At 42.3% G+C, this 25,471-nt stretch carries 20 protein-coding genes and 1 tRNA gene; 13 read left to right on the top strand and 8 right to left on the bottom strand.

All coding sequences use genetic code 11. From position 1 onward, the window contains the following. Window positions 1–44: 44 nt before the first annotated feature. A complete protein-coding gene (locus tag MJ612_RS10925; RefSeq protein WP_187033566.1) occupies window positions 45–2,009 on the bottom strand; it encodes a peptidylprolyl isomerase in 1,965 nt (654 codons plus the stop codon). A 133-nt stretch (window positions 2,010–2,142) separates the two neighbouring features. Here MJ612_RS10925 and MJ612_RS10920 point away from each other — a divergent pair, with 133 nt between their 5' ends. The 10 genes from MJ612_RS10920 (at window position 2,143) to cysK (ending at window position 13,277) form a co-directional block, all read left to right on the top strand. Further along, on the top strand, window positions 2,143–2,631 hold the full coding sequence (locus MJ612_RS10920) for a hypothetical protein (RefSeq protein WP_187033565.1): 489 nt from the start codon (window positions 2,143–2,145) through the stop codon (window positions 2,629–2,631). Then, window positions 2,632–3,132: a hypothetical protein gene (locus tag MJ612_RS10915; protein ID WP_187033564.1), complete on the top strand. Its 501-nt coding sequence runs from the start codon at window positions 2,632–2,634 to the stop codon at window positions 3,130–3,132. A 178-nt stretch (window positions 3,133–3,310) separates the two neighbouring features. Further along, window positions 3,311–4,486, top strand: a complete 1,176-nt coding sequence (locus MJ612_RS10910; protein ID WP_187033563.1) for an MFS transporter — start codon at window positions 3,311–3,313, stop codon at window positions 4,484–4,486. Between the two features lie 249 nt (window positions 4,487–4,735). Then, window positions 4,736–5,929 carry a hypothetical protein gene (locus tag MJ612_RS10905; protein WP_250419123.1) on the top strand — a complete coding sequence of 398 codons (1,194 nt, stop codon included), beginning with the start codon at window positions 4,736–4,738 and terminating at the stop codon, window positions 5,927–5,929. A 498-nt stretch (window positions 5,930–6,427) separates the two neighbouring features. After that, a complete protein-coding gene (locus MJ612_RS10900) occupies window positions 6,428–7,489 on the top strand; it encodes a hypothetical protein (RefSeq protein ID WP_187033502.1) in 1,062 nt (353 codons plus the stop codon). Window positions 7,490–7,856: 367 nt separating this feature from the next. Beyond that, complete coding sequence (locus MJ612_RS10895) at window positions 7,857–8,909, top strand: hypothetical protein (protein WP_187033501.1); 1,053 nt, start codon at window positions 7,857–7,859, stop codon at window positions 8,907–8,909. A 412-nt stretch (window positions 8,910–9,321) separates the two neighbouring features. Further along, on the top strand, window positions 9,322–10,032 hold the full coding sequence (locus tag MJ612_RS10890; protein WP_187033500.1) for a hypothetical protein: 711 nt from the start codon (window positions 9,322–9,324) through the stop codon (window positions 10,030–10,032). Window positions 10,033–10,327: 295 nt separating this feature from the next. Next, window positions 10,328–11,404, top strand: a complete 1,077-nt coding sequence (locus MJ612_RS10885; RefSeq protein ID WP_187033499.1) for a hypothetical protein — start codon at window positions 10,328–10,330, stop codon at window positions 11,402–11,404. Window positions 11,405–11,512: 108 nt separating this feature from the next. Continuing rightward, complete coding sequence (gene epsC / locus MJ612_RS10880; RefSeq protein WP_187033498.1) at window positions 11,513–12,346, top strand: serine O-acetyltransferase EpsC; 834 nt, start codon at window positions 11,513–11,515, stop codon at window positions 12,344–12,346. A 13-nt stretch (window positions 12,347–12,359) separates the two neighbouring features. Then, window positions 12,360–13,277, top strand: coding sequence for a cysteine synthase A (gene cysK, locus MJ612_RS10875; RefSeq protein ID WP_187033497.1), 918 nt, complete (start codon window positions 12,360–12,362; stop codon window positions 13,275–13,277). A gap of 55 nt (window positions 13,278–13,332) precedes the next feature. Here cysK and MJ612_RS10870 read toward each other — a convergent pair whose 3' ends face one another. The 3 genes from MJ612_RS10870 to MJ612_RS10860 all read right to left on the bottom strand — a co-directional run bounded on the left by MJ612_RS10870 (window position 13,333) and on the right by MJ612_RS10860 (window position 13,967). Beyond that, window positions 13,333–13,593 carry a hypothetical protein gene (locus MJ612_RS10870; protein ID WP_187033496.1) on the bottom strand — a complete coding sequence of 87 codons (261 nt, stop codon included), beginning with the start codon at window positions 13,591–13,593 and terminating at the stop codon, window positions 13,333–13,335. A 10-nt stretch (window positions 13,594–13,603) separates the two neighbouring features. After that, on the bottom strand, window positions 13,604–13,855 hold the full coding sequence (locus MJ612_RS10865) for a GIY-YIG nuclease family protein (protein WP_187033495.1): 252 nt from the start codon (window positions 13,853–13,855) through the stop codon (window positions 13,604–13,606). Between the two features lie 35 nt (window positions 13,856–13,890). Continuing rightward, window positions 13,891–13,967: transfer RNA gene (locus MJ612_RS10860), tRNA-Ala, on the bottom strand. A 337-nt stretch (window positions 13,968–14,304) separates the two neighbouring features. Between MJ612_RS10860 and MJ612_RS10855 the strand changes: the two genes are divergently transcribed. Together MJ612_RS10855 and MJ612_RS10850 are read left to right on the top strand one after the other, a co-directional pair. Then, the gene (locus tag MJ612_RS10855; protein ID WP_187033494.1) at window positions 14,305–16,872 is read left to right on the top strand and encodes a TonB-dependent receptor; all 2,568 of its coding nucleotides are present in this window, start codon (window positions 14,305–14,307) and stop codon (window positions 16,870–16,872) included. Between the two features lie 11 nt (window positions 16,873–16,883). After that, window positions 16,884–18,062: a hypothetical protein gene (locus MJ612_RS10850; protein WP_187033493.1), complete on the top strand. Its 1,179-nt coding sequence runs from the start codon at window positions 16,884–16,886 to the stop codon at window positions 18,060–18,062. A 70-nt stretch (window positions 18,063–18,132) separates the two neighbouring features. On the opposite strand, the gene MJ612_RS10845 is transcribed toward MJ612_RS10850, so the two are convergent. Both MJ612_RS10845 and MJ612_RS10840 read right to left on the bottom strand, forming a co-directional pair. After that, window positions 18,133–21,255, bottom strand: a complete 3,123-nt coding sequence (locus MJ612_RS10845) for a TonB-dependent receptor (protein ID WP_187033492.1) — start codon at window positions 21,253–21,255, stop codon at window positions 18,133–18,135. A gap of 157 nt (window positions 21,256–21,412) precedes the next feature. Then, window positions 21,413–22,039 (bottom strand): C40 family peptidase, encoded by a 627-nt coding sequence (locus MJ612_RS10840; protein ID WP_250419122.1) that lies wholly within the window; start codon window positions 22,037–22,039, stop codon window positions 21,413–21,415. A gap of 74 nt (window positions 22,040–22,113) precedes the next feature. Between MJ612_RS10840 and MJ612_RS10835 the strand changes: the two genes are divergently transcribed. Next, window positions 22,114–23,520 carry an FAD-binding oxidoreductase gene (locus MJ612_RS10835; RefSeq protein WP_187033491.1) on the top strand — a complete coding sequence of 469 codons (1,407 nt, stop codon included), beginning with the start codon at window positions 22,114–22,116 and terminating at the stop codon, window positions 23,518–23,520. Between the two features lie 726 nt (window positions 23,521–24,246). Here MJ612_RS10835 and MJ612_RS10830 read toward each other — a convergent pair. Further along, entirely contained in the window at window positions 24,247–24,492 is a 246-nt protein-coding gene (locus MJ612_RS10830; RefSeq protein ID WP_187033490.1) for a hypothetical protein, read from the bottom strand. A 24-nt stretch (window positions 24,493–24,516) separates the two neighbouring features. After that, entirely contained in the window at window positions 24,517–25,407 is an 891-nt protein-coding gene (locus MJ612_RS10825) for an alpha/beta fold hydrolase (protein WP_187033489.1), read from the bottom strand. Window positions 25,408–25,471: the final 64 nt, after the last annotated feature.

Here is a 25,471-nt window from a genome sequence, read left to right as displayed (position 1 = left end):
TATGTTGTGTACCTGTAGCTATAGGTCAGCTAAAATAGCAGGTTTTATTTTGAAGCGCTGCCTGCAGGAGTTTCTTTAAGTTTTACATAGTGTATCTTATCTCCGATCTCAAGCTGGTGCACCACATCCATGCCTTCCACTACTTTTGCAAATATAGTATAGCGGCCATCCAGGTGTGGGGTAGGAGAATGTGTTATAAACCATTGGTTGCTTTCGGTGTCCTTGCCAGCTGATGCCATACCTACAAACCCTTCGCGGTAATGCAATGGTGCAAACTCAGAACGGATAGAATATTCGGAGCTGCCCCAGCCATCGCCACGTTTATCGCCACCCTGCGCCACAAAGTTTGGTACAACCCTATGGAAGTATAAACCATCAAAAAAGTTCTTCTTGGTTAGCTCTACAAAATTGGCAACAGAGCCAGGAGCATCTTCCACGGACAGTTGCAGCACAACCAATCCTTTTTCTGTTCGGATTTCCACCTGTTGATTTGCCGGGATTGTGCTTACCAAGGCCCAGTCTATCGGGTGTGTAAACGGGTTCACGGGGGTTATACTTTCCTTATTGTTCAGGTAGTCGATGGTGCGCTGCAGTTCAATGTTGGTCTCCATGTCACGAGGCAGTTGTAGCTTTTGCTGTGCCTGTGCCACAAAACTGAAGTCGTTGTTATAATATTTGCGCAGGTTGAGTTTTGGGTCACGAATAGCTCCGGCAGCCATACCTACCAGAGCAACATCACCGGAGCCAACTGCCTTCTTAAAGATCTCTGCAAAATCAGCTTCCAGCCTTGTCGGGAAATCAGGTTGAGTGCGCATCAGCAACAGTGCATCCATGCCAGTGGTAGCAATTACAGGCTGTTGTGCTGCAAACATGGCATCCGCAATATAATTGTAGTTGCTAACATCACCAGACAGAGCTTTCAGGAACTGCGCTTTATCGTAAGGGTTAGTAGCATTCTCGAAGTATGTTTTGTAGCGGTTGCTCATAAATTCTGGAGCCGGGCTGTTTTTAAGCATTACCCAGATCATGTTAGCACGAACACGTGCATCCTGAACCTTGTTAAGCGCCTGCTGCATATCAGCTATACTTACGCCTGCCGGGTTAGCCTGTAAAAACTCAGAGGTTGCTACAGCTGTGTTGATGTTCTTGTCCTGTAAGCCGCCAAGTATGGCTGTCTTTATTTCATTGTACTCCAGGCCTGCCATAGATCGAATAGCGCTAAGACGTACACGGTAATCAGGATCGTTCTGTGCTATTCCTGTCAGGAACGTTGCTTTATCTATGGCTCTTACTTTTGCCAGGGCCTGGGCCACCGCCATGCGTACTTCCGCCTCAGGGTCAGAGGTAGCCGATGCGATCAGTTGCTGGCGATAAGAGGTTAAATCTACTTTAGGAATGCGCGCCAGGAAATGAGCTGCCGCAAGCCGCGCTTCAAACGGATTGTTAACTGCCAGCAATTGGGCGCCCAACGCTATACTTTGGTTGGAGTGCTGTTGGCGCAACCCGGCCCGATACAGCCCCCAGGCCTGACCGGCCAAGGCAATTGAATCATGCGCCTTATAAGTTGCCAGAAAGTTAACACCTGCTGGTGTTGCAATCTTGCCAAGAGCTTCTAACATTTCTGCCTGCACCTGCGGTCGTGTTTCCTGTTGTATATGGCGTACCAATGCGTCTTCAGCCTTTTTATGACCAGTCTGGCCGATAGCATAAGCCGCAGCCGAACGTACCGCTGTAGATGTATCCGTTAGCAGACTTAGCAACTGTGGAATAGCCAGGGTGTCCTGTACGGATGCAAAAGCCAATGCTGCCTCCTGGCGGTAAGTATGTTTGCCATGTTGCAGGTAAGGTAGAAGGTCAGCTGTTTTGCGTTCGTCCTGCAACGTATATAGCTGCTGCAGTTGCGGGTCAGAAAATTTGTTTATGGATGGTAGTTGCTCACTTTTCTGAGGCAGGTATTGGCAGGCGCTTAGCAAAAGCAGGCCAAACCCAAACGTATGTATTCTTTTCATATAAAGTCTGTTCGGTGCCTGAATATACTAATAAAATTAACTGAAACATTCAGTTCTTCTGAGGTGGCTTATGAGTTTCGGTTTGCACTTCACCAAATTATTGCTATATTTAGAAGTAACAATTTTCTCTTTTATGCAGGAATTACATATCAGGCTGTTTGAAGGAGCTTATACCAGTGACCTTAAAATGGAGCAGCGTACCACCTGGCTGGCCACCATACTGGTGTTATTGCAGTTGGGCTTGCTGGTATTTTTATCAATAGGAGATGGCTTTGCTTATGGGTTCCTCGGAGTTTACTTATTACATATGCTTGGGTTCTTTTACCTTATTGGTAGAGTATGGCTTAACCGGCATCCGGAATATAAAAGGCACCTGACAATTACAAGCCAAGGTGTGATCTATAGAACCGGTTTCCTTCAAAAAGAACATCAATTTGATTGGGAGGAGGTAGATGAGGTGTTTTTGGAACTATTTAATGTAAAATTTGTCCTTAAGAACGAAGAGCAACATTGTGTGCTGCTTCATATGATGCATAATGAAACTGCCCTCCGACAGGCTAAGCAAGAGCTAAAGTCTGTTGTAATGCAGAAAGCGATACCTCTAACCGATAGTCAGATTTAAATGTTTATTTCCCTTTACACTAATTCTCAGATTAAACAGCTTAAGAGAAACATACTTATACTTGGTGTTTTCCTTACTGGTGGTGCTGCTTTTGCTTTGGCCCGCGAACTGTTTCTGGTTGCTACATTACGTTTTGAGTGGTTACTGGCTGCTGCGCTTGTTCTTGTAACCGGTATAGTGGGTATTGCTGTTGCCCAGGGTTATCCGTTGCTAAAGGAAGCCTATTTCTCAATGAATCCTTCGCGGGTAAGTTATCGCTTAACATTGTTTGGCAGAGAGTATGTGCTGCCCTGGAGCCAGGTAGCTGCAATTCGTATTTCCGAAAACGCTATAGTTTTTGAATTACGAAATGCACAGGAAGTAACTTTACGGTTAAGTACTATCCCTGACGAACAGGCCGCCCGCCACATAAGAGCAAGTATTGGTTTGGCTGCTCTGGAGCAAAATATTTATGTAAATGGCGTACTGGCACATCCCCAAACAGCAAATGTAGCCTCTTAGTGATAGCTGTTTTATACTTCGCTATACTTTAACCTTTTCTTAATTATCGTTTAAAGGGGTTTTCTGACTATACCTCCGGAAACTCTCTTTACTGTTTATTCCAAGAAGATGATTTCCTGTAGAGCTATAGTTTCCTAAGGTATACTTTGCCAACTTGCGGGCGCTATTAACGCAGCGAATGGAAAAGCAGGAAACTCGGGTATACGGACTTCAGTTTGGGCTACTGTGCCTAAGCTCATTCCTATTCTTTGCCAGCTTTAACATGATCATACCTGAGCTTCCCGATTACCTTACCAGTTTGGGTGGCGAAGAGTATAAAGGACTTATTATTTCTCTTTTTACACTTACAGCAGGTTTGTCCAGACCCTTTAGCGGGCAGCTTGCAGATAAGATTGGCCGGGTACCAGTAATGGTAGTGGGTGGCGCAGTGTGTATACTTTGCGGTTTTCTATATCCGGTTACTGGGTCTGTTGCTGCGTTTCTGTTGCTTCGTTTCATACATGGTTTTTCTACAGGGTTTACTCCTACAGGCACCGCGGCCTATGTAGCCGATATCATCCCTGTGCAGCGCAGGGGAGAAGCAACCGGCCTGCTTGGTCTGTCAGGTAGTTTGGGTATGGCGGCAGGCCCGGCGTTAGGTGGTGCCATTGCCAATCAATTCTCTCTGGATATTATGTTCTATACTTCATCGCTGGCTGCATTTTTGTCGGTGGCGGTTATAGCACGTATGAAGGAAACTGTTCAGGATAAACATCATTTCCGGATGGGGCTGCTGCGTATTTCAAGAAGCGAATTGTTTGAGCCACGTGTAATTGCTCCTTCTCTTGTTCTCTTTTTTACCGTATTCTCTTTTGGTACTATACTTACCGTTGTTCCAGATTTCAGTGAGTTTCTGGGTATCCGGAACAAGGGTCTTTTCTTTCTAAGCTTCACACTATCTTCTCTGGCAATAAGGTTTGTTGCCGGTCGTATTTCTGACAAATATGGGCGGGTAATTATTTTAAGGATCAGTACGTTCGTGCTGATGCTCGCTATGCTTGCAGTTGGTTTTTCTACCTCATTAACAGAACTTATGCTGGCTGGTGTATTATTCGGAATAGGCCAGGGTATGAATTCTCCTACCGTATTTGCCTGGACAATAGATCTGAGTCTTGAGGCGCATCGTGGCAGGGCTATGGCAACCATGTATATTGCCTTGGAGGCAGGTATCGGGATAGGCGCTTTATGTTCCGGATGGCTGTATAATAACAATCCTGATAACTTCCGTCTGGTGTTCCTGACCAGTGCATTTGTTGTTATGATTTCTCTTTTTTACCTGTTATTTTTTGTAAAAGTGCCCCCTCGAAAATATTAATTGGGTTCGCTAATTTAATCTCATCCTTCGCTAAATACAGCTTTACTGCTGTTATCTAATTATTTCAAAATCGTATTATTTAATATCTGAATTTTTATACTAGCACAAAGGCAAGTTATAACAAGCAAGCGTGTTTGTTGCTGGAATTGTTATGCATTTTACAGCCTTTAAATCTGACCCTCCCAAGTTACACTGTGCTGCAGTGGTTTGTACATGCCTTAACTATAAATAAACTTAATTTAAACAACTATGAAACAAATGAACGGAAAACTACTCGCAATTTGTGCGGTGGCATTGTTTTTCTTTGGCTGCGAAAAGGAAGATGATCTTTTAGTAGACCAAAACAAAAACCAGACAGGTGAAACCTGTGACATGATCACCTTTGAAGGCCAGACAGGCTACCTGGATCAGGTGGTTTCAGAAGGCGGTATGGTGCTGAACGTGGCCGGTATTGCCCGCGATGCCAACGATGAGCCGGTGGACGACAACCGTGCCATGATCTTCGACTCTGAAAATCCAACCGGCGATGACGATGACCTGGCTACTGCTGACTGGGGTAATGTGCTGATCACCCAGCAATTGGGCGATGAAGGAGCACCTAACGACAATCAATGGGGATCTGAGCTGCGCTTTACTTTCCCTGAACGGGTGACCCTGAAATCAATGCGCGTACTCGACATTGATGATTTCGAGCACGACTCCTGGGCCTTCCTGTATGTAGCAGGCCAGGAAGAGCCGATACGAATTTACCTGGAGCCTCACGGCGATAACGTAGGCTTTACAGTAGATTTGCTCAACACTGCAAATGTAGTGAAGCTGGTGATCTGGTTTGACGGCGACGGTGCCTTTGGTTCCGGAGCTATCGATGATATCTCTTTCTGCCTAACTCCACAGGTAGAAGAAGTATGTGACATGATCACCTTTGAAGGCCAGACAGGCTACCTGGATCAGGTGGTTTCTGAAGGCGGTATGGTGCTGAACGTGGCCGGTATTGCCCGCGATGCCAACGATGAGCCGGTGGACGACAACCGTGCCATGATCTTCGACTCTGAAAATCCAACCGGCGATGACGATGACCTGGCTACTGCTGACTGGGGTAATGTGCTGATCACCCAGCAATTGGGCGATGAAGGAGCACCTAACGACAATCAATGGGGATCTGAGCTGCGCTTTACTTTCCCTGAACGGGTGACCCTGAAATCAATGCGCGTACTCGACATTGATGATTTCGAGCACGACTCCTGGGCCTTCCTGTATGTAGCAGGCCAGGAAGAGCCGATACGAATTTACCTGGAGCCTCACGGCGATAACGTAGGCTTTACAGTAGATTTGCTCAACACTGCAAATGTAGTGAAGCTGGTGATCTGGTTTGACGGCGACGGTGCCTTTGGTTCCGGAGCTATCGATGATATCTCCTTCTGCCTAACTCCACAGGGAACTTAATCAGGAAGAGGGATTCAAATAAGAGATTTAAAAAGTCTAAAATTTGATGTTATGTTCTTATTATAAGCTTAAAGGGGAGCTTCGGCTCCCCTTTAATTTTGCTGACTCCACAGTATAGATGCTAATCCTGCAATTGATGGTAGAACTGTTTATAAAAGGTGTATCCTGAATTATTAACATTTCAAAAAGAGTTATTTACGAAAATAAAATAGCCTTTCAATTGCTTGAAAGCAATATTCCCTAAATTATTAAAAAACAGGCTGAAGTTGGAGTGATGTATACGTATTAACATAGTGCAACAACTTGCAACGCTCCAAAATACGGGTAAAGCTGCTTATTTTAAGTAACTACCTGATCATACCTCACCCTTCTTTAACTTAATTAATTAAGTCATATGGCCTTGGATATTTGATGTACAAGTAATGTTTGCCCTCGCCGTACGCTGCCTTAGCAGTGGATTGAAATATTAATGCACAATAAACTTAAACAATAATAACTATGAAGAGATTTAATGGGAAGTTAATGGCACTGTGCGCAGCAGCGCTGGTATTTTATGGTTGCGAAAAAGAAGATGATCTTCTGGATAGTGCTAAAACCGATAATCAAGGAACAACAGAGGAATGCGATGTAATTACATTTGAGGGTTATTCAGGTTATGTAGATCAGGTAACCTCAGAGGGAGGATTAGTTACTGTAAACCTGGCTGGTTTAGCCAGAAACGAAAATGATGTTCTTGTTGAAGATGATAACAGGGCCATGATCTTTGACTCTGAGAACTGGACCGGGGATGACGATGACCTGGCTACTACTGACTGGGGAAATGTGTTGATTACACAACAACTGGGTTTTGAGTCTGAACCTAACGACAACCAGTGGGGTGCTGATATGAGAATCACATTCACTGAAGCTGTAACACTAGAATCAATGCGTATACTGGATATAGATCCTTATGAAAATGATTCATGGGCTTTTGTATATGTAGCAGGCCAGGCAGATCCGATTGAAGTTTATCTGGAGCCACATGGCGACAACGTAGGCTTTACAGTTGACTTTGGTGGAATTGAAAATGTGGTCAAACTGGTTTTAGTTTATGATGGCGATGGTCCGTATGGCTCTGGTGCAGTTGATGATATCAGATTCTGTATTCCAGGAGAAGAAGTAACAGGTTGTACCCGTACACAAGGCTACTGGAAAACTCACTCCGGCTACAAGCCAAAAGGCAACGGCAATGGCAACGGTAACACAAAATATGATGATACCTGGGATGCTTACCTGAACTCAACCCTTACCAGACTTGGCTCAGCTACCTATCGTGAGATATTGTGGATGGAACCTAGAGGAGGTAACGCTGATATCATCCTGGCGCACCAGTTTATTGCTGCTGAACTTAACGTGGCTGCCGGTGCTTCAATACCTCAGGATGTGCTGAATGCATGGTTAGCTGCACAGGCATATTTAAATGGAGATACAACAGCTACAAGAGAGCAGATACTGATGTGGGCTGAAATCCTGGATGATTATAACAATGGTTTAACTGGTCCTGGACATTGCGATGATTAAACAATAATAGGAATCTATCTTAAAGTATAAAACAGTCCGGGCTGATATGAAGCATGTCACCCCGGACTGTTTTATTTTGCGAAGTATAACTAATGCTTATGATAAAATTTGCGTCAACTTTTCAACTATAGTTTAATGACTAATAACAGGAGCATTAAAGAGCAAAACACCTGCCTGTAATAGCAAATAATGGCTTATTGCATTATTTTAATTTAAAGGGATAGCTTCCAAGTATTCGTTTTCGTAAAGTAGTTTATCTGTGAGGTAGTAAACTAGTTTTAATCTTACAGATTAAGATGTACTGGTGTGCTTATATTGGCAAACAGCTGCATTTATAAAGCGATTATGAATTAAAGCCTGTAAGACTATGAAACAATTTAAACTCTTAGTATTAAGTGCTCTTACCTTTCTGATCTATAGTTGTGATAAAGAAGATAACATCTTCAGCAAAGATGGGAATAACGAAAATGGAACAGCTCTAGAATGTGACAACCTTACCTTTGAAACTGTAGATGCCGGAAACTACATAGATCAAATACATACAGAAGATGGCTATGGACCCATAAGAGTTTATGGCAAGGCAATGAACAGCGATGGCAACCTGGTAGCAGATAACCGTGCTATGATTTTTGATTCTGAGAACTGGACAGGTGACGATGACGATTTAACAGCAGACTGGGGTAAAGTGCTGATCATACAGGAACTTGGTATAGAAGGAGAACCTAATGATAACCAGTGGGGCGGAGAAATAATGCTTACTTTTCCGGAACCGGTAACCATAAAATCCTTGCGTGTGCTTGATATAGATAATCGGGAAGGCGACAATGAAAATAATTCCTGGGTCTTTTTGTATGACGGCACAGGTAAAGAAGTGTACAAAAGACAAATGGTGCCGCTGGGCGACAACAGCAAGCAAACTATCGATCTGGGAAATACGGCAGGTGTGGTTACTGTAAAAGTTTTGTTGGATGGAGAAGGCATAGTGGGCTCTGCAGCAATAGATAATATTGAATTTTGCGCACCAACCGATGGAGAAGAGGAAGAAGAAAAGTACGGATGCACACGTTTACGAAGCTACTGGATTGAACACGCTGATCCGGCAACAGAAGAGTATAACAGCGCCTGGAACGCTTACAGACAAACAGCATTTTATAGTAGTGGCTCCAATTACCTGGAAATGCTACAAAAAACTCCTGCAAAAGGAAACGCTTATTTTATGCTGGCCCAGACATACATAACGGCAACACTAAATATAAAAAGTGGTGCGTCAACTACATTAGAAGTAGATGAGGCCATGGCAGGTGCGACAGCATTTTTTAAAGGAGAAACAGAACCAAGTGTTGCACAACTGCTGGTATGGGCAGGTTTACTGGATGCTTATAACGAAGGAGAAGTAGGTCCGGGAATGTGTAAGGATTAAAACCTTGATCGAAAGGGAGCGAAAGCTCCCTTTTTTGTTATACTTATCTGTATGCCTGAAACTATACTTTAATCCTTTCAGGTCTTTTAACCGCAGCTACAAAATTTTTTTATAACATAGGCTAAAAAGCATATACACTTTACCACACTATAAAATGTTTGTTTAAAAGCTCTGAGGAGGGTTGTTTAACTGTTTTGTGCAATTATGAAATAATGATCATGTTTTAATGAAGTGAAAAAAAGCTGTAAATTTTAATTGTCAGTTCATCTTTTTTAAAACATGTCCGTAGAAGAGTGAAATGTTTTTTGCCAAAGGGACATTAAAATATACAATTCTTGAAATGTATTTCAACCTGCGTTGAAGTCCTCCAGGCAACTACAATCAATTTTAACCCTTTACAAATAGTTGCGACATGAAAACAATCCTCTACAAAACCCTTGCCCTAGTTTGCATCACATTCCTTTCTACATCCTGCGATCAGGAAATTGAAGCAGAAGTAAAACCAATGACAGCAATGTCTACTAAAAAATTCGGTACTGTACCAGGTACAACTATCATAAATTTCTCTGAGACTACAGGTTACCTGAATGAAGTGAAAGTAATGAAAGATAGTTATACAACACTTCCGGTTAAAATTACTGCTACACGATTTCAAAATGGTCAGCCAGTTGCTGGTAATGCTGCTTTGGTTTATGATACTACAAAGCCAGATAAAAAAAACAATGGTTATACTGCAGTAAACAGAGGGCCTTTTCAATTAGGAAATATACTTACCGTTGGTCAGTCTCAGGGTGCTAATACTACTATAAATGATAAAGGTGGTGTTATTGAAATGGACTTTTCTAGTTTTGGAAGCGTAGTTATGCGTGGTCTTTACATTGCGGATATAGAAGAAAATGAGAGAGGTTCAACTTTAGAACTATTAGATGCATCTGGCTCGGTAATTTATGTAACAGAGTTACCGGTAACAGGAGCTTATACTTTCCAGCCTATGATCTTAGCAGGTCAGGGGGTAGCAAACGTTGCAAAATTACGGGTTACTTTTAAATCGACTAATGGTAAAGGTGGTTCAGGTGCAATAGATGTAATTCAATTCTGCCCAGGCTCTGTTTGCTATAGATAAGGTAAAATACAGCTATAGTAAATCTGTCGGTTAAGAAACCCCTGATATAAATTTATTTATATCAGGGGTTTTGTTTTTTGTGATGGTTTGAGAAGTGTCTAATGTTGCTAAAATAAATTTTTGTTCAAAATAGGCCTTTATCTTATGTTTAAAGGTTTATGTATGATTAATCTATGAAATACAGCTATAGTTATAACTACAGTAAAAAATATGAGTATGATGTATAGAATTGCATTATAGGCATTTAATTGTTATTGATGCAGGTAAATAAACATTAACTCAACTTATAACTTTTATGAAACAAACTTTATTAAAACTTGGCTTCCTTAGCCTGGCAACAGCAGCCTTTGTAGGTTGCGAATCCGACAACGAATTAGATAATATTACCCCTGCAGCTGGTACACAAAACTTAGTGGCTGGTACCTGCGATGTTATTAATTTTGATGCTGCCCCAATGGGTGAAACAATAACTCAGGTTTACTCCAGCAGTGGGATGGGGCCGGTTATGGTTCATAACATGGCAAGAAATGCAGAAGGTATTCTGGAGGCAGAAAACAGAGCTATGATCTTTGATACAGGTATGCCGACTGGTGACGATGATGATCTTTATACACAAGACTGGGGTAAAACGCTGATAATTCAGGAAATAGGAGTTAGCCCGGTAGATGATCCAAATGTTGAAGATGATGGTCCAAACGACAACCGCTGGGGTGGTGAAATGAAGCTGACATTTCCGGCAGGAGTAACACTCCAGTCTATAAAAGTTCTGGATATTGATACATATGAAGATAACTCTTGGATTTACCTATATAGCGTGAGTGGTGAAGAACTATACAAAGTGAAACTACAGCCTCTTGGCAACAACAGTAAACAAACTGTTAGTTTAGGTAACACAGAAGGTGTAACAATGCTTAAAGTAGTATTAGCAGGTACAGAGGGTCAGGTAGGCTCAGGTGCTATAGATGATATTATGTTCTGCGTACCTGCCGAACAGGAGCAGGAAGAAACTGGCTGTACTCGCACACAGGGTTACTGGAAGAATCATGCTGATCCGGGCAAAAAACAATACGATGCTACCTGGGACGATTATCTGAACAAAACTTTCTTTAACAGTGGCAAAGATTACCTGGCTGTATTAAACACGAACCCTAAAGGTGGCGATGCCTATTATATTCTGGCGCATCAGTATATCGCTGCTGAACTGAACGTGGCTGCAGGTGCTTCTATACCTCAGGATGTGCTGGAAGCATGGAATGCTGCGACGGCTTACTTTAAAGGCGAAACCAATCCTGCAAGAAGTGAACTGTTAGAGTGGGCTGAACTACTGGATGACTACAACAATGGTGTGGTTGGCCCGGGACATTGTGACTAATATAAACTATAAGCTGTTCAAACTAAAGCTAAAAAGGGGGCTCAAACAAAGGGCTCCCTTTTTTGTTGGTTGTTTATACAATCTTCCCTGTATTACCGTACATAGTTTATGAATGATGAATTTCTAGCACATTTATATCAGGAACACACACATACCCGGCACCTGGTGCCTGCATCTGCTACCTGTCATTTTGCAGAAGCCGTTATTCAACTGCTTTTTCCCCCTTTATCCGAAAAGCGTTATACTTCTTTAGAAGATTTTAAAGAGCATACCCATTATCTGCAGCATAGCCTGAAGCAAATACTGGATGGCATGGTTTCTACCCTTTCTGAACCTCCTGAATTTCTGGCGACCTCAGTTATGAATGCACTGCCACGCATCCACGCAATGCTCCTGGAAGATGCAGATGCCATTGCCAAAGGTGATCCGGCAGCACAAAGTATAGAAGAAGTGATTCGTACCTATCCAGGTTTTAAAGCGGTGGCGCTTTATAGATTAGCGCATGAAATGTACAGGCTTCGTATTCCGTTGCTTCCAAGAGTAATTTCCGAATTCGCTCACGCCCGCACTGGTATAGATATTCATCCGGGGGCAAGTATAGGGGAGCATTTCTGCATTGACCATGGCACGGGTGTGGTAATTGGCGAAACTACAATTATTGGTAATAGTGTGAAAGTATACCAAGGAGTTACGCTAGGCGCTATCAGCGTAGAGAAAAGTATGGCTAATATAAAGCGGCACCCAACTATAGAAGACCATGTAATTATCTATGCCGGCGCAACCATACTTGGTGGAAATACAGTAATAGGTACACGTAGCATTATCGGTGGTAATGTATGGCTTACCGAAAGTATTCCCCCTTATTCACGTGTATATCATCACCCGCAAATAAAAGTACGTAAAGCCCCTGAGCCGGAAGATGTGCTTAATTTCTCTATATAACTTAAACTGAAATATGAAGGCAAATACCATTTTAGAAACTATAGGCCAGACACCGCATGTGCGGATAAATAAACTATTTGGCGATAAAGCAGAAGTATGGATGAAACTGGAGCGCAGCAACCCCGGCGGAAGTATAAAAGACCGCATTGCACTCTCGATGATAGAAGATGCTGAGCAAAAAGGTTTATTAAAAGAAGGGAGCATGATAGTAGAGCCAACTTCAGGTAATACCGGAGTGGGTTTGGCTATGGTAGCAGCCGTTAAAGGGTATGAATTGATATTAGTTATGCCGGAATCAATGTCGGTAGAGCGGCGACGGCTTATGACAGCCTATGGAGCAAGACTTGAACTGACTCCGCGCGAGAAGGGGATGAAAGGAGCTATAGAACGTGCAAAAGAAATACTTACAGAGCATGAAAGTTCCTGGATGCCGATGCAGTTCGAGAATGAAGCCAATACCCAGATACATATAGAAACTACCGCTCAGGAAATTTTAAAAGACTTTCCGGAGGGTTTTGACTACCTGATAACCGGTGTAGGTACGGGAGGCCATATAACCGGAGTGGCACGTGTACTAAAAGGCCGGAATCCTGATTTAAAAGTATATGCCGTAGAGCCGGCTGCGTCGGCTGTGCTTAGTGGGGGGCAACCAGGACCGCACCCAATACAGGGTGTAGGAGCGGGGTTCATACCTGCCATTATGGATACAACCCTACTTGATGGAGTGATAAAGGTAGAAGCTACTGATGCATTTGATTATGCAAGACGTGCAGCCCGGGAAGAAGGTATTTTTATTGGTGTGTCGTCAGGAGCTTCGCTGGCAGCAGTTTCACAAAAGCTACAGGAAGAGATTCCGGAGGGAGCCCGCGTGCTTACTTTTTGTTACGATACCGGAGAGCGGTACTTGTCTGTGGAAGGTCTCTTTGTATAAAATAAAAAGCCGTGGTAACAACCACGGCTTTTTATTTTATACCTACCTGCTTGATTTATACTTCAAGTAATTCCTGTATTTCCTGGTTCAAAGATTGTTTTACTTTTTGTAGCTGTCCGTCTGAAATGAATTTCTGCAAAGCTGCAAAGACTGACTTAAATGATGAAATGATCTCCTCGTCCTGCTGAAAATCATTATTGGCTGCAAAAGCGTTTTTGCTACGATAGAAACACGGAGAAATAATAAAGGCAACTAGGTTATAGTTGCCTTTTGGTGGAGAATATCGGAGTCGAACCGATGACCTTCCCGAAAGCATTCGGGACGCTCTAGCCAGCTGAGCTAATTAGCCATTCGATGTACTTGCGGCTTTTCTTCTTCTTGATCTCGTTTTCCCGTGATTGAGCTTCTGCACGCGTTGCAAAAGTGTCCTTATACTTTAATTGCCAAGGGGATCCTGCTTTAGTTGATTTGCTTCTGCCAGTATTATGTTGTGTGAGACGAACATCTAAATCCTGACAACTACCCACATAATATCGGTCTATTGTTTCGGAATAAAGTATATAAGTATAAAATGCCATAAAAAGAAAAAAGCAACCACTTTGATGGTTGCTTTTGGTGGAGAATATCGGAGTCGAACCGATGACCTCTTGCATGCCATGCAAGCGCTCTAGCCAGCTGAGCTAATCCCCCTTAAAATTTAGAACTTACGAAATCGTGCCGCTGACCTTCCCGAAAGCATTCGGGACGCTCTAGCCAGCTGAGCTAATCCCCCTTAAATGTGCCACAAAAATAGATTAATTTTTCAGAAAGCAAAAAAATGGCGCAAGTATATTTATTTTTAAACAACAGATATATGTGAAATCTCCGCTATAAATTTATAGAGCTAAATAAATAATACTTAGGAACATTAAGAAATAATTAAGGCCTTGTAAAGTTCGAAAATGTTCCGCTATCTTTGCGCCCGGAAAGTTAAATGTCGGTTTAATAATCCAATAATCTTTCAACCCAATCAACCAAAATTAGTTACATGAAAAAGTGTTTACTTTTCCTTATTACATTAGTAATTAGTTTTACTACTGTGGTAAGTGCTTTTGCTCAGGGAACTGTAAAAGGTAAAATTGTAGACGGTACTACAAAAGATCCTCTTCCAGGAGCAACAGTAATCCTTAAAGGAACCAGCATTGCTGTTCCTGCAACTGCAGATGGTACATTTACTTTAAAAGTAGACGATGCCAATGCAACTGCAATCCTTATCAACTTCGTTGGATTTACTCAGAAAGAGATTTCCATCGCAGGCCTAAACGGTACAAAAAATTTAGGTACAATCTCACTTCAACCAAGCGAGTCTTCACTTGGTGAAATTCTTGTAACTGCAAACAGCTACGCAATTGACAGAGAAACGCCAGTTGCTATTTCTACAATCACTAGTGAGGTGATAGTTGAAAAAGTAGGTAACCAGGAATTTCCTGAGTTATTAAAATCAACGCCAGGTGTTTATGCTACTAAAGCAGGTGGTGGTTTCGGTGATTCTCGTATCAACCTTCGTGGTTTCCAGAGCCAGAACGTTGCTGTAATGGTTAACGGTGTGCCTGTAAACGACATGGAAAACGGTAGAGTTTACTGGTCTAACTGGGCTGGTTTAACAGATGCTACAAAATCTATGCAGGTACAAAGAGGTCTTGGTGCTTCTAAAGTAGCTGTACCTTCAATTGGTGGTACTATCAACATTATTTCAAGAAGCACAGACGCAATCAAAGGTGGTAACATTACTTATGGTATCGGTAACGATGGCTATAACAAAATGGGACTTTATTACTCAACTGGTTTATTAGAAAATAACTGGGCAGTTTCAGTTTCAGCTTCTAAAACAGAGGGTAATGGTTGGGCTGAAGGTCTTCAGTTCGAAGCTTATAACTATTTCTTCAACGTTTCTAAGTTGATTAATGACAAGCACACGCTTTCTTTAACTGGTTTTGGTGCTCCACAACGTCACGGCCAGCGTCAGAACAGACAGTCAATTGAAAATTTCAGAAATGCAGATGCTGGACTAAAGTATAACGCAGACTGGGGTTACCTGAATGGACAAGTTGTAAACGTAGAAGATAACTTCTACCACAAACCACAATTCTCTCTAAACCATTACTGGACTATTGATGAGACTTCATTCTTATCAACTGCTGCTTATGTGTCTATCGGTACTGGTGGTGGTGGTGCCTACACAGGTAACCTGAACGATTTCAGAATTGGTGGTAAAGGTTCTTTAACTCCTTATGATTTAGATGGTGTTTACCAATCTAACCTGAATTCAGAAGATGGCCGTGCACTGGGCTTCCTGAATGCTTCAAGAAATGACCACAAGTGGTATGGTGTACTAAGCACATACCAGAAGTCACTGAACGAAAAATTTGACCTATTAGGTGGTGTTGACCTTCGTTATTACAAAGGCACTCACTTTAAAGAAGTTACTAACTTGTTAGGTGCTGACTATGTGCTTGATGCAAGAGATAAAAACAACCCTAACAGAAGATATAAAGTAGGTGACAAGTATAACTATCATGACCAGGGTACTGTACTTTGGGAAGGTGGTTTCTTACAAGGTGAATACAAGTCAGGTCCACTTTCTTCTTTTGTTTCTCTTGCTGCTTCTAACACTTCTTACAAGAGAATTGACTACTTCAACTACCTTAACACTGACGAAGCACGTGAAACTGATTTCCAGAACTTCTTCGGATACCAGGTAAAAGGTGGTGCTAACTATAACCTGACTGAAGCACATAACGTGTTCGCAAACGTAGGTTACTTCGAGAAAGCTCCTTTCTTCAATGCTGTTTTCCTGAACAACAAAAACGATGTTAACCCTGATGCTAAGAACGAAAAAATTCTAAGCTACGAGTTAGGTTACGGTTACAGAACAACAAAACTTAACGCTAACATTAACCTTTACAGAACTTCTTGGATGGACAGATCATTCACTAAGTCTAGAACGGTTGATGGCCAGACATACTTTGCTAACTTACTTGGTGTAGATGCATTACACCAAGGTGTAGAACTTGATTTCGAATACCGTCCTATTTCTAAAGTAAGCCTGAGAGGTATGGTATCAGTAGGCGACTGGACATGGCAGAGCAATCTTGGTCCTGTTACACTTTATGACGAAGACAGAAACGAGATAGAGACAATCAATGCTATGTACATGAAAGATGTTAAAGTTGGTGATGCTGCTCAAACTACAGGTGCTTTAGGCCTTGATATCAATGTACTTGAAGAACTGAAAGTTGGTGTTGATTACAACTACTACGGTGATTTCTTTGCAGATTTCGACCCAACAACTCTAGGTGAAGAAGGTCTATCAGTATGGGAAGTGCCAACTTACCAGTTACTAGACCTGAACGCTGTATTCAAATTTAAAGTAGCAGGTTTAAATGCATCTCTAATCGGTAACGTGAACAACGTACTGAACACTGAGTATATTTCAGATGCTCAGGCTACATTTGATGTTGTAAAAGATGGACCAGATGTTAGCAATGCATCTAACGCAACAGTATTTTTTGGTACAGGCAGAACCTGGACAACTACATTAAAAATTAACTTCTAATAAATACTTAGATGAAAAAGTTAGTATATCTTCTTTCCTCTTTAATGTTGGTGTTCACAGCTTGTGACCCAATGGAGGATGTATACGAAGAACTAGATAAAGCAAAGACTTCAGATAAAGTTACTGTATCAACTGAACTTAAGAAGGCTGATTATGAAGTATATTCAAAGGATGCAACTGTGCCTCACGTTGCAAAAAACTTATACTTCGTTAATGAGGATGAAGCTGCAGCGTTAATACCTGCTATTCTGGACAAGAACTATCCACACCTTGGTAACGGCGCTTCGGTAAATGTTACTTATAATGTGTTGTCTTATCCTCAGTATAATAATACAACATCTATTGCTGCTAGAGTTACCGTATCAAATGCAGAATATACAGCAATGGGTAAACTTACAAGTAACTTTACAGCTGAAAGTGATATTGCTACTTATTTGGCGACAAAGTATCCAACACCTCAAGAAAGACAACTGGTTGCATTAACATATAAAATGTCTGATGCAAATGGTACTGTTACTACTCAGAAAGATTCTTTCTTCTACTTAAATGGAGCTTGGAAGAATATTTACCATGTATCTGATGCAGAGTATACTGCGACTGGAAACGGTCAGTTTAGAAACTTCGATTCAAACAGCGATGCTCTTCTTACTAACTACTTCAACCAGTTCCTGACTAACTACTATACTAATAATAACCTAATTGTAAGAAAAGGTATTGTAGAGTATGTAAGCTTTACATATTATACTGGCTCTGCTACTGTACAGAGGTTGAGAATAATGGTATATGACGGATCAAAATGGGTTGAAGCAGCAACTGCTGTTGAAAAAGCTTCTCTGAAGTTCAAGAAGAAAGCTAATGTTTGGGAGCCGGATCTTTCTATTCCTTATGCATTCGTAACTGCAGATTATGCTTGGATTGGTGATGATGCAAATGGATTTGGCACTGAATTAAACAGGAAGAATTTAAGAGATTTTGGTAATTTCTATCAGTCAAATCCTAATTCAACTAACTATTGGAGCGATGAGCAAATCGCAGCAGCTATCGCGGCTCGTCTGGATGTGCTTTTCCCAAATGCTGAAGTTGAGCAGAAGTATGAAGTATCTTTTGCTGCTTACAAAGGCGGTAATATAACTCGTACAATGGTTTTCATTAAAGGAGCAAATGGTAAGTTTGCCCTATATGTAGACTAATTAGTATGTTTTTAAAGAAAAGCCCCGCAGGTAAATTACCTGCGGGGCTTTTCTTTTTTATAACACCACTTTAGTTAAAGATATACCTCAGGCCTAACTGTCCCTGCCATCTGGATTCAAACTGTGAGATGTTGTACGCGCGGTTGCGCGGGTTGAAAGTGAATTCTGGATTGCCGTCATCGCTTCTGCCTTCGTAACGGATTATCTCGTTTGCACTGTTGTTTACAAAGTACTGTCGGCCCCAGTCTTGGTTAAGCAGGTTACCTATATTGAAGATATCAAACGTGACCTGTATAGTATGGCGGTTGTCGCCGGCATTAATATAAAAGTCCTGCAGCAGGCGGAAATCAACCTGATGCGTCCATGGCATTCTGGCTCTATTGCGTTCAGCATACCCACCTCTGTTGTCATCCAGGTAATCATCGTCTGCCAGAAAAGCTTCTAAAGCCTCACGCTGTTCTTCAACGGTAAATAATACTTCATCTGTATCGTCATCTACTATCGGTATCAGGTTGATGTCATTGGCATCCCGGGGAATATAAATCAGGTCGTTACCGAAGTTGCCATCGTTGTTAATATCACCATTATATAAGTATGTGAAAGGTAACCCGGACTGGCCCTGGTAGAACAAGGATACACCTGTAGCAAAGTTTTCACCGAATTTAAAGGTATATCCTCCGGTTGCAATTATCCTGTGCCGTATGTCGTAACGTGAGTAGGAGAGTTCTGGATTGCCTGGGTTGTTTACAATCTGGTTGAATTCATAGTTAGAAAGTGCAGTAGAGTTTGTGCCGCTGTTCACGTCTTTTGACTTGCCATATGTATAAGCTAACGAAGTTTGTAACCCATTATCGAAATCTTTGCGAAGCTGCCCGGTAAGGTTATACCTGTAGCCTTCGTCAGTATTATCAAGAAGCAGAACGTTGGTATAATCGTTATTTATCCGGCGGGCAGCTGGGTACACAAAGCGTTCAGGCTGACCAGGTAGGGTTTCTGTTGGTGCTACAAGGTTCAGGTCACTATACACGACATCATTCAAAGTCTTTGAATAGATACCTTCTACAGTGGCAATAACTTCATAAGGCAAAGTATAATCAAAAGCCAGGTTGCTACGCCATACCTGCGGAATTTCAAAATCATTGCTGATGACGTTTACTTCTACTCTTGCGGCTGGAGGGCCGGCACTCTGCTGATCTTCAGGGTCAGAAATGAACGTTTCAGGATTACGCTGGTCTATAGTTGCCAGTATAGTTCCTGTGTTTACAAACTGGTTCGACAGCCACACAAAAGGGACACGTCCTGTAAAAATACCTGTACCACCCCGTATCTGGAAAGTACGATCAACAGTAGGGGTGAAGTTGAAGCCAAAGCGTGGTGCCCATAAAAACTCTCCGGATGGAGTTCGGTCTGTTTCCAAACCTGGATAGATGTCTGCGAAGTCACTCTCCAGTTTTGTATTTTCTTCCGGTTCGTCAGGGAATATTGGTACATCTAAACGAAGGCCTAAAGTAAGTTTTAGTCTTTCTGATGCAGTATATTCATCCTGCAGGTAAACACCTAGTTGCATAGCATCAAATTCTGCTGCCGGACGTTCATCTTCGGTGAGTGAATAACTGGCACGAACACGGTTAGGGTTATCATTATAGAAATCAGAAAGGCTTCTGAAATCCCAGCGACCATTTAAGTTGTTAATAAACAGGTTCCGGAAGTTGAAAAACTCGTTGTGCGTACCGATGGTAAAGTTATGTTTGTTGAGTAAGTATGAGAAGTTGTCCGTAAACTCAACAATGTCCTGGTCAAGTTCGTTGGCAGTAGATGAACGCTGAGAACCAAATTCAAACACACCAAGCGGGTCATCTATAGTTACCTGTGGGAAAAGCTCTCCGGCTACATCCCTTTCTTCCCGGATGCGTGAGTAACCAACAATCAGGTTATTAGACATCTCGTTGGAGATCCGGCTGTTAAGTTCAAGTACAGAGCTGTTGGTCTTGCTGTTAAACCGGTAAGCATTATTACCGAACCGGATAAAGCTACGTGTTCTGGAGATGTTATCGTCAAAAGCATCTACAAAATTATGGCGTAAGGTTAACTGATGGTTATTGGTTATGTTCCAGTCGAGCCTTCCGAAGAACTTGTTACTTTCTGTATCACGGTCTATAGTTCCGAAAGAGCCGACATCGTAGCCATAAGTTTCCTGTACAAATCCTGCCAATTCCTCTGCTGTTTCAAGATCGATCTGCGATTCAGCAGAGCCAGGTGCAAAACGAACAGGCTCTGTGACCCTGGTAGCATCATAGTTAAAGAAGAAGAACAGTTTATCCTGAAGTATAGGCCCGCCTATACGTGCGCCATATTGGTAGTTTTTAAATTCATCGGCCTTTACGCGAGGGCCTTCAACAGCTTTACCAATAATCTCTTCGTTACGCCCAAAACCATAAACAGATCCTGAAAATTTGTTAGTACCGGAGCGGGTAACAGCATTTATACCACCACCCGTAAAGTTGCCTTGCTTTACATCATAAGGGGCTACCACCACCTGTATTTCCTGGATGGCGTCCAGCGAGATAGGTTGTGTTCCTGCAGAGCCACCCGGTGTACCACTGGAAGAAAGGCCAAACACGTCGTTGTTAACCGCACCATCTATGGTAATGTTGTTATAGCGGTTGTTAGTACCTGCTATAGAGTTACCTGAGGCCTGTGGAGTAAGACGGGTAAAGTCCTGAAGACTTCGGTTTAATGTAGGAAGCCGCTCTATTTGTTCTCTTGATACGTTAGTAGCTGCACCTGTGCGGTCCTGGTTTAGGATTTCGTTTTGTTCCCCTATAATCTCCACTTCACCAAGCTCGCGGCTGCTCTCTGAGAGGGTAAAATCAATCCGCGAAGATTGACCAAGGGTAAGAGTTATATTTTCTGAGCGTTGCTCCTGATAACCAACATACGACGTACGGACAGTATAAGGGCCACCTACACGCATGTTCTGGATATTGTAATATCCTTCGGCATTGGTAGTGGCTACATATTGTGTGTTAGTGGGGTTGTGTACAGCAATGATTGTAGCGCCAGGTAGTGGAGTGCCGCTCTGATCTTTTATTGTACCATTTATAGCAGCTGTAGTAGCGCCCTGTCCCCATGCCAATTGTACTTGTAACAGTAAACCAACGCAAAAGAACAGGAGTATGTAAAAATGTTTCATAGTACTTGCAAGTAGTTAGTGTGCAATATGTTACGACTACTTATAAGTACGTAGAATGAATTAAATCAATATCAATTTATAGTATAATTTTGTATTATAACCAAGTATACTTGTATTTTTATAATTGGATAATTTAATAGATGAAGAATTCAGAACTTTAAATTGCAGGCCTTATCGCTTTAATAAATATCTTCTGATAATGCTCCGAAAAGAGATTATTCTCAATAACCCCTAAGGTTGTGGAAGCATGAATGAACCGAATATTAGTGTCGTCTATAACTTCAGTAACCATGCCTACGTGCGTAATCTGGTTGCTATACTTGTTGGCCCCGAAGAAGACAAGATCACCTTCCTGCAGATTTTTAATTTTAACTTCTTTACCAAAACGGCTTTGCTCCTCTGATGTACGGGGCAGCTTAACATCTATGCTTTGGAAAGAAGTACACAAAAGACCAGAGCAATCCATGCCTACACGGGTAGTGCCGCCCCAACGATATGGTACACCGGTAAAAGAGCGGGCAGTTTTAATTACTTTCTCTATGTCTCCGCTGGCACGCATGCGTGTGCGGCTTGTACGGTCTTTAGAAGCTAAGGTAGGGTCGGCTTTACCGCTCTTGCGAGCCAGCTTCCGGGCTTTACGGGCCTGGCGTTTTTCTTCTGCAATCTCACGCGCTGATTTGTAGGTGTCGCCACGTTTACTGAATACCGGCTGTGATGACTGGCAGGAAGCCATCAGGATAATAAAAAAGATAAATAAGAGGGAAGTTGTAAAAGCTGTTTTCAAAACGTTACTTTAGGAAGGTGAGTAAATAAAATAATAGGGTCTGCTAATATAGCCAATGCCCATGCTTTTTAAAAATGAAATTTAACACTGTTACTCCGGAAGCCGTTGCTGCCTTCGCTGCTATAGTTGGAGATGCAAATGTAATTTTACCAGCATCTGCTGATGACATGCTCCGCTATACCCACGATGAAACAGAAGATCTTCGTTACGCTCCTGAAGTTGTTCTTAAACCTGCGAACGCTGCTGAGATCAGCCTTATTATGCAGTATTGCAATAAAAATCTGATCCCGGTTACGCCTCGTGGAGCTGGTACTGGCCTAAGTGGCGGTGCACTAGCTGTACATCAGGGAGTTATACTTTCTACAGAGCGGCTAAATAAAATTGTAACTATAGATGAACGTAACCTGCAGGCAACTGTAGAGCCGGGTGTTATTACCCAGGTATTCCAGGAGGCTGTTATTGCTAAGGGTTTATACTATCCACCTGATCCATCGAGTAGAGGCAGCTGCTTTTTAGGCGGTAACCTTAGTGAGAGTAGTGGTGGGCCACGAGCTGTAAAGTATGGCGTAACTAAAGATTATGTACTGAATGTGGAAGTAGTGTTGCCATCCGGTGAAATAACCTGGACTGGTGCCAACGTGCTTAAAAACGCTACAGGCTATAATCTTACACAGTTGATGATCGGGAGCGAAGGGACTCTCGGCGTTATTACTAAAATTGTGTTTAAGCTTATACCATTTCCGCCACAGAATATTGTAATGCTGGTGCCTTTTCGTGACGAGGAGCAGGCTTGTGAAGCTGTCTCTAAATTGTTTATGGCGGGTATAGTTCCGTCGGCGCTTGAGTTTATGGAGCGTGATGCTATTGAGTGGTCAGGTCGCTACCTGGGCATTGATGTGAACTTGCCGGCAGATATACAGGCACACTTGCTGATAGAGCTGGATGGAAACGACATGGATCAGTTGTTTAAAGAAGCAGAACAGGTATACCTGGTACTGGAACAATTCGATATAGACGAGATATTGGTAGCGGATACAGAAAAGCAGAAAGAAGACTTGTGGCGCCTGCGGCGAAATGTGGCCCATGCAGTTAAAGCGAATTCGGTTTATAAAGAGGAAGATACTGTAGTGCCACGGGCTGAATTACCGAAACTGTTACATGGTGTAAAAGAAATAGGAGCCAGGTATAACTTTAAATCAGTTTGTTACGGCCACGCTGGTGATGGAAACTTGCATGTAAACATCATAAAAGGCGATATGAGCGATGAGGACTGGCAACACAAATTACCCGAAGGTATAAAAGAGATTTTCAGGCTGGTGGTGCAATTGGGAGGAACAATTTCAGGAGAACACGGCATTGGCCTGGTGCAAAGGCCATATATTGGTATTGCTTTGAACGAGATACAACTACGCCTGATGAAAGGTATAAAACAGCTCTTCGACCCGAATGGTATCCTAAATCCAGGGAAGATTTTTGTATAAATTCTATAGTTTACCGCTTTCTAATCTTCTCGTGTGTCAGAGGAAAGAGTTTTGCAATTGCTATAGTTATAGTAATCCAACCATTCCTTCCCCTCTTGTCAAAAGGGGATGTTACTGCTATAGTTGCTGTTATAGTTTCATAGTTACTGTTTCAGCACCCCTGTGACCTGCGGTCGCAAGTTTCGAACTCCCGTTCTCACTTGTCCTCAAGGGGACAGTTCTGTAACTGCTATAGTTGAAGCTATAGTTTCATTGTTACAGCCTGTGAGCGGACAGGTCGCGACCTGTCCCTACGAACCTACCACCACGAGAAAGATATATAACTATAACACCTCTACCTAACAAGAACTATAGCTATCGAAAGAACACAGTCTTTGGGTGGAGCGCCTTTGATTTATTGCGGTGCCGCAGGCAACTCGAGCACAGCGAGGGTAGCTTCAAATCAGCAGCGCGATGCCCGAAGACGGGGCCGCTCGTCCCGAGAGAGTCAAGCTAACTATAGAACGGTAGGCAAATAAAGCTCCCAGGATAGGAAGAAACTATGAAAGGATAGCTAAGGTTAGAGAACTGTAAACCTGGACTATAGGGCATATAAGATCCCTCGACCACGCTCGGGATTACAATTCAATTATAGGCGCTCCGCATGCTACGAAACCATTATTTTGGATTTAGCTCTGGCAAAGGCGTGAAATGGCAATAAAGAAACTATGGTTGAAACTATAAACCTTACAGTTTACTCTTCTTTATTTTCTCCACATCATACTCCAACTCCCGCAGGTTGTGCAACGACTCCATACAATTGCGTGCTCTTTCATCTACAAGGTCCTGTGGGGTATGCGGTTTGTTTGCTTCGCCTCCTGGGCGTGAAATGTCACCCATATGATATAGTTGCTCCTGCTGCGATTGATTGTTTTCTTCTGTTGATTCGGGTGCTCTAAGTATTGCTTCTTTAAGAGGTTTATTCGTTTTCATATTTAATGTTGTTTTGGCTTGAGTTTAAAATGCCGGCTCACGTTTCTTTTGTTCTTCCTTTATAAAATTACTCACATAGCCAGCTAATTCTTCAGCGTTTTCTTCCTGTAAAAAGTGTCCACTTTCCTCAAAATGTATTACATAGCATTCATGGAAAAAGCGCTTCCATTTTTGCAGGGCTTCAATTTTTACAAGTTTATCACGCTCACCCCAAAGTATAAGCGTTGGGATATCCTGTATACTTTTACGTTTCTGCCATAACTCTTCATACCATTTGCTGACACCCACTAATTCGCGGGCACAGGCAAGTGAGCGCACCTGTTGTTCAGGTGAGCCCAAGGCATTCACATACTGATCTTGTATGGGTTGTGGTAAATTATGGGCATCGCTAAAAAGCTCGTTTACCAATGCGCCAGTCGAGAGGTTCATTTTAGAATGTAAGAATTTACCCAATGGCCCAACCAGATATTTACTTGCTTTTGAAAACGTGTTGTGCTTTGACAAGGACCAGGTCCAGGTGTTAAGCATAACTATGTTTCGTATATTCTGAGGATGGTCAAGAGCATAGGCCAGGCCAATGGGAGCGCCGAAATCATGAACCACTAAGGTTATATTTTTTAGCTGTAAGTGCTCCATCAGCTTTTCGAAGTTAGCTGCATGTGCTCTCGGTTTATAACTGAAATCTTCAGGTTTATCTGAAAGTCCGAACCCAATCATATCCATCGCTACACAGCGGTAATGCGGGCGCAGGATCTTGATCAGGTTACGGTAAATAAACGACCAGGCTGGCGTACCATGTACCATTACAATAACAGGGCCCTCGCCTTCGTCTATGTAATGCATTTTGCCGCAGTCTAGTTGTAAGTATTTAGATTCGAAAGGATACTCGTTGGTATCTAGCCAGTCTGGTTTCATACTATAAACAGGGTGTTCTCCTTAAAGCTATACTTGTATTAGGAAGGTGGGTTGTTAATTTTAA

This window comes from Pontibacter deserti, assembly GCF_023630255.1.
In the GTDB taxonomy this organism is placed as follows: Bacteria; Bacteroidota; Bacteroidia; order Cytophagales; family Hymenobacteraceae; genus Pontibacter; species Pontibacter deserti.
This window is presented reverse-complemented; position numbering and strand designations above follow the sequence as displayed.